Source organism: Nitriliruptor sp. (assembly GCF_040882075.1).
Taxonomy (GTDB): domain Bacteria; phylum Actinomycetota; class Nitriliruptoria; order Nitriliruptorales; family Nitriliruptoraceae; genus Nitriliruptor.
Genome location: NZ_JBBEBZ010000034.1, coordinates 1 through 1,227 on the forward strand (window position 1 = coordinate 1; position 1,227 = coordinate 1,227).

The window sequence follows — 1,227 nt, forward strand, 5'->3', positions numbered from 1 at the left end:
AGCTGCGCGAACGCAACTGGATCAAGCACGAGGAGTTCCCCTACGAGACCATCGCCGGGATCACCTACGACTCGGGCAACTACGAGGCGGCGACGGTCAAGGCCAGGGAGCTGTTCGACTACGACGGCCTCCGGGAGGAACAGCGTCGTCGCCGGGAGTCGGACGATCCGGTCCAGCTCGGTATCGGCATCTCGACGTTCACCGAGATGTGCGGCCTCGCGCCGTCACGGGTGCTCGGGTCGCTGTCCTACGGGGCCGGCGGCTGGGAACACGCGTCGGTCCGGATGCTGCCCACCGGCAAGGTCGAGGTCATCACCGGCACCTCGCCCCACGGCCAGGGACACGTGACCGCCTGGTCCCAGATCGCCGCCGACCAGCTGGGTGTGGACTACGAGGACGTCGAGGTACGACACGGCGACACCGCCATCGCGCACAAGGGCATGGACACCTACGGGTCCCGGTCGCTGGTCGTCGGCGGGTACGCGGTCGTGTCGGCCTGCGACAAGGTCGTGGCCAAGGCCAAGAAGGTCGCCGCGCACCTGCTCGAGGCGTCGGAGGACGACCTCGAGTTCGATCGCGGCACCTTCAGCGTGAAGGGGTCGCCGGACGCGTCGACCACCATCCAGGACGTCGCGCTCGCGGTCTTCGCGGCGCACGACTACCCCGAGGACATGGAACCGTCGCTCGACTCGGATGCGACCGTCGACCCGGAGAACTTCTCCTACCCCCACGGCACGCACCTCTGCGCGGTCGAGGTCGACACCGAGACCGGGCACGTCCACCTGCGCTCCTACGTCGCCGTCGACGACATCGGCAAGGTCATCAACCCGCAGATCGTCGAGGGGCAGGTCCACGGCGGGCTCGCCCAGGGCATCGCGCAGGCGCTGTTCGAGGAGGCGGTCTACGACGCCGACGGCAACCTGACGACCGGGTCCATCATCGACTACTACGCGCCGTCGGCCGCCGACCTGCCGACGTTCGTGACGGACCGGACCGAGACGCCGGCCACCTCCAACCCGCTCGGCGTCAAGGGCGTCGGCGAGGCGGGCACGATCGCCTCGACGCCCGCGGTGATCAACGCCGTGGTCGATGCGCTGAGACCGCTCGGGGTGAACGACGTCCGGATGCCCGCGTCACCGAGGAACGTCTGGGAAGCCATCCAGACGGCGAAGGGAGGTGCAGCGTGATCCCCGCGACCTTCGACTACATCCGGGCCGGGTCCATCGA

1 protein-coding gene is annotated in these 1,227 nt (G+C 68.9%); it reads left to right on the plus strand.

The genetic code is table 11. The annotated features are described in order from the left end of the window. A partial coding sequence (locus WEB03_RS01790; RefSeq protein ID WP_368069258.1) for a xanthine dehydrogenase family protein molybdopterin-binding subunit occupies positions 1-1,187 on the plus strand: 1,187 nt, incomplete at its 5' end. Positions 1,188-1,227: the final 40 nt, after the last annotated feature.